The organism is uncultured Maritalea sp., assembly GCF_937139385.1.
GTDB classification, from domain to species: domain Bacteria; phylum Pseudomonadota; class Alphaproteobacteria; order Rhizobiales; family Devosiaceae; genus Maritalea; species Maritalea porphyrae_A.
On the sequence record NZ_CAKZPW010000110.1, the window covers coordinates 1 to 4,694 of the forward strand.

A 4,694-nucleotide genomic window follows, 5' to 3' on the forward strand; every position below is an offset into this window, starting at 1 on the left:
TGATTGAAGCGGATGGGCTGATCCTATTTTCGGACATTGATGGTCTTTATACCGCCCCGCCGCATCTTGATCCCACGGCAAAACATTTGCCCTTGATCGACAAAATCACACCAGCGATTGAGGCAATGGCGGGAGGGGCCGCCAGCCATCTTTCGCGCGGTGGCATGGTGACCAAGGTCGAGGCGGCGAAAATGGCCGTCAATGCCGGGACCGCCATGGTGATTTGCAAGGGCCATGCGTTGCATCCGCTCAAAGCCTTGTTTGAGGGCGGCAAGCACAGCTATTTTGTGCCCAGCGATACGCCACGCGCGGCCCGCAAAAACTGGATAATGGCATCACTGCCCACGGGCCGTGTGTTCATTGATCAAGGCGCGTTAAAGGCCCTTCGATCTGGGCGCAGCCTATTGCCCATTGGGGTGACCAAGGTGGACGGCAATTTTCAGCGCGGGGACGCTGTAGCGATTTTTGATCCGGCGAACGGCGAAGTGGCGCGTGGGCTTGCCAGCTTTGACGGGGTTGATGCACAAAGAATTGTTGGGCGACGATCGCAAGACGTTTTAGAAATTCTTGGCCCCGTCAGCCGCACCGAATTGGTGCATCGCGACAATTTGGTGCTGACGGGAAGTGAGTTAGAAGGACAAACGCAATGAGCGCATTGGCTTCACAATCACACGGTGATGTTGTGTCTATCATGCAAGATCTTGGGGCGGCTGCAAAAGCCGCTGCACGGGTTTTGGCCACTGCATCCTCAGCGCAAAAGAATTTGGCCCTTACGAGCGCCGCTGAGCATTTGAAAGCAACAACAAATGAGATTTTGGCCGCCAACGCCAAGGATGTTGAAGCTGGGCACGCCAAAGGCATGACGCCTGCGTTTATCGATCGGCTGACGTTGGATACTGCTCGCATTGGTGCCATTGCTGATGGGTTGCTCGCCATTGCAGAATTGGCTGATCCGGTTGGAACAAAAATTACAACGATTGAGCGGCCAAACGGTTTGAAGATTGACCGTGTTCGCACACCGCTTGGCGTGATCGGGGTGATTTTTGAAAGCCGCCCAAATGTGACAGCAGACGCCGGTGCGTTGTGCCTAAAATCTGGCAATGCGGTGATTTTGCGCGGTGGATCGGATAGTTATCATTCTTCTCGCGCAATTCACACAGCGCTTGAAGCCGGTTTGGAAAAAGCGGGTTTGCCAAAAACGGCAATCCAACTGGTGCCGACAATAGATCGCGCTGCGGTTGGTGAAATGCTCAAAGGCCTTGATGGCAATATTGATGTGATTGTGCCGCGTGGTGGAAAAAGCTTGGTGGCTCGGGTGAACCAAGAAGCGCGGGTGCCGGTGTTTTCTCACCTTGAAGGTATTTGCCATATCTATGTGGACAAAAGCGCAAATCTAGCCATGGCGACCGAAATTGTATTGAATGCAAAAATGCGCCGCACTGGCATTTGCGGGGCTGCTGAGACATTGCTGGTCCATCGCGATATTGCGGCTGAAACTGTGCCGTTATTGTGTGAAACATTGGCGGCACAAGGGTGCGACATTCGCGGTGATGCCATCGTACAATCGCTCTTTGACAAAGCGACGCCTGCAACTGATGAAGATTGGTCAACTGAATATTTGGACGCAATTATTTCAGTAAGAATTGTCGATGACGCAAATGCTGCAATTGAGCATATTCAAACCTATTCGTCTGGCCACACTGAAGCGGTGATTGCAGAAGATGCAAGCGTTGTAGAGCAGTTTTTTGCCCAAGTTGATTCAGCAATTGTGATGCACAATGCTTCAACCCAATTTGCTGATGGAGGCGAATTTGGTATGGGCGCAGAAATTGGCATTGCCACGGGCAAAATGCATGCGCGTGGCCCGGTTGGGGTGGAACAACTAACAAGCTTTAAGTATCTTGTTCATGGTACGGGCCAGACCCGTCCGTGAGCACAGTATTCTTAGACAATGCCCGCACAGACCGTTTGCCACATTCCGCGCCTGGAATGCGAATTGGCCTATTTGGTGGCAGTTTTAATCCCCCTCACGATGGGCATCGGCTGGTTTCTCGCCAAGCCATGAAACGCTTAGGGCTGGATGCGGTGTGGTGGTTGGTTTCGCCGGGAAACCCGTTAAAAGACCACAGCGAATTGGCCCCCCTTCAGGAACGTATCGATGCTGCGTGCAAACTTGTCGATCACCCGGCGGTTCGCATTACAGGCTTTGAGGCGGAGCATGGCTTTCGCTACACGTATGACACGCTCGAGTATTTGACCAATAGCTTGCCCGATCGCAAATTTGTTTGGATTATGGGCGCTGACAATCTGGTTGGGTTTCACAAATGGGAGCGCTGGCGCGATATCGCACGCATGATGCCCATCGCGATTTATGTGCGTCCTGGAACGGCTAGGCGCGCACCCTTTTCACGTGCGGCAACGGCTTTAAGTGCGTATCGTATTGATGAAACGGACGCGCGCAAACTGGCCAATATGCAGGCTCCTGCCTGGATGTATATGCATGGCATAATGAGCGAACTTTCCTCCACCCAAATCCGCAACGGCAAGAAGAGTGTTTCCTCTGCCGGATGAGGCTTGAAAAAATGCGCCAAAAAGCGCATAATCCACCCAATGAGCGGCCTGAGGGCTGCGTTGTTTTTCATAAGGACCAAACGAACCGACATGGTTTCATTATTGCCTCACACGGTTGCACGCGGATGACGCCAACAACCAACCAACAGGGCGCTAAAGCCCCTAAAAATCAACCTGACATCAAACTTTTCGATCTCGTTTCTACTGTTTTGGAAGACGCCAAAGCCGAAGATACGATTGTGATCGATATTCGGCAGAAATCTAGTCTTGCCGATTATATGATTGTCACTTCTGGCCGATCAAACCGACATGTTGGTGCGATTGCTGACCAATTACAGCGCGCTATGCGTGAAGCTGGCTATGGCCGCCCAAAAACTGAGGGATTGCCCCAGTGTGATTGGGTGCTTGTGGATGGCGGCGACATTATTGTGCACATATTCCGCCCTGAAGTGCGCGAGTTCTACAATATTGAAAAAATGTGGTCCGCAGATTTTCCCGGTGAAACCGCTTAACTTATGCGTATTTCGATTGCCGCTATTGGCCGGCTGAAATCTGGCCCCGAGCGGCAATTGGTGGACCGATATCTTGAACGTGCGAACGGCGCGGGCAAGCAAATGGGTTTATCCGGTTTTGACATCCAAGAATTTGGCGAAGCGCGCCACGACAATAGCGCGCAGCGCAAAGCCCAAGAAGCAAACCAACTGCTTGGGTGCTGCCCCGAGGGTGCAAAGCTGATTGCACTTGATGAACGTGGGCGGACAATGACCAGCCCAGATTTTGCGCAAAAGCTTGGTCAGTTTCGCGATGACGGTGCGCGCCAGTGCACATTTGTTATTGGCGGGCCTGATGGACTTGACGCCAGTGTGCGCAAGCGGGCTGACCTTGTTTTAAGCTTCTCCCCCCTCACCTGGCCACACCAAATCGTTCGGGCCCTTTTGTGTGAACAAATCTATCGCTCCATCACCATTATGAGCGGGCATCCATACCATCGCGAATAGTGAACGCGCTTTGGCGAACTAAATCACAAAAACACTTTTTGATTTGCTAGATTACATGGACTGATTCGGTCCTTTATTTGCGCTATTGAGGTCATGTGAGTTTGGCTCGTGATTTGTTTTCCACATTCATTATGCGCAGCGCGTTAGCCTGCTGCATTTGCGCAGCCTGTTTGAGCGTGCCTGCCCTTGGTCAGTTTATTGACCCGCAAACAACCGAAGACGCACGCGCTGAACTTCAAAAAATCGAAAAAACAATCGAAATCAGCACAGAGCGGATCGATGCCTTGCGCAAAGAAATTGCAGATATGGAAGGCGACCGCAGTCAGCAAACGGCGGCCCTGATTGCATCGGCGCAGCGGGTAAAATTGGCAGAAATAGAAGCAAATGCCGCTTCTGAACGTATGGCGGAACTTCGGGCTGAAGAAGCAAGTATTCAAGAAACGTTAGATGTTGAGAATGGCGAAATTGCTACATTGCTCACCGCCTTGCAGATTATTGGACGAAACCCGCCCCCTGCATTGATTGTTGAACCAAATAACGCCACTAAGTCGGCGCGTTCCGCGCTGCTGTTGGCTTCAATTCTACCGCAATTGAGCAATCGTGCAGATGCGATACGCGTTGAGTTGGATGCGCTGTTGGACATCAAACAACAAGTGGCGGGCGAAGAAACGCAGCTACGCGAACAGCTGAATGTTTTGCGCGAAGAAAAATTACGCATTGCGGTTTTACTTGAAGCACGACGTACCGGGGTTGAACGCGCAAGCCAGGCATTAAGCTCTGAGCAACGTGAGGCAGAACTGCTGGCCAGCCGCGCCAAATCACTCAGCCAATTGCTCAAAGTGCTTGAAGACGAAGTTGCCTCAGTCAGTCAAGCCAATGACGCTGCACGCCAATCAGATGAAAACGCGCGCTTTAATGTTGGCGAGCAGTTGGAAGAAGAAGCCATTCAGCTTGCCCTGGCCGATACCAGCCGTGATACGCCCGCCTTTCCATTTCCGATGGGTAAAGGGCACTTGGCCCTTCCCACAAATGGGGTAAGTGTAATTGAATTTGGAAACAATGATGGGTTTGGTGGCGAGGCAAAAGGTACATTTATTGTCACACGTGCAGAGGCACAAGTTGTTT

At 51.8% G+C, this 4,694-nt stretch carries 6 protein-coding genes; all 6 read left to right on the forward strand.

Annotated features, from left to right (window positions below; all coding sequences use genetic code 11):
• Positions 1-650 (forward strand): glutamate 5-kinase (locus Q0231_RS04460; RefSeq protein WP_367274469.1); only part of this gene is annotated, 650 nt, incomplete at its 5' end.
• Complete coding sequence (locus Q0231_RS04465) at positions 647-1,933, forward strand: glutamate-5-semialdehyde dehydrogenase (RefSeq protein WP_299345614.1); 1,287 nt, start codon at positions 647-649, stop codon at positions 1,931-1,933. The genes Q0231_RS04460 and Q0231_RS04465, both read left to right, overlap by 4 nt.
• A complete protein-coding gene (locus Q0231_RS04470; RefSeq protein WP_367274470.1) occupies positions 1,930-2,571 on the forward strand; it encodes a nicotinate-nucleotide adenylyltransferase in 642 nt (213 codons plus the stop codon). The genes Q0231_RS04465 and Q0231_RS04470 overlap by 4 nt, the downstream gene beginning before the upstream one ends.
• Positions 2,572-2,696: 125 nt before the next feature.
• Positions 2,697-3,083 carry a ribosome silencing factor gene (gene rsfS, locus Q0231_RS04475; RefSeq protein ID WP_269392827.1) on the forward strand — a complete coding sequence of 129 codons (387 nt, stop codon included), beginning with the start codon at positions 2,697-2,699 and terminating at the stop codon, positions 3,081-3,083.
• A gap of 3 nt (positions 3,084-3,086) precedes the next feature.
• Positions 3,087-3,569, forward strand: a complete 483-nt coding sequence (gene rlmH, locus Q0231_RS04480; protein ID WP_269392799.1) for a 23S rRNA (pseudouridine(1915)-N(3))-methyltransferase RlmH — start codon at positions 3,087-3,089, stop codon at positions 3,567-3,569.
• Positions 3,570-3,664: 95 nt separating this feature from the next.
• On the forward strand, positions 3,665-4,694 hold a 1,030-nt coding region (locus Q0231_RS04485; protein ID WP_299345617.1), incomplete at its 3' end, for a hypothetical protein.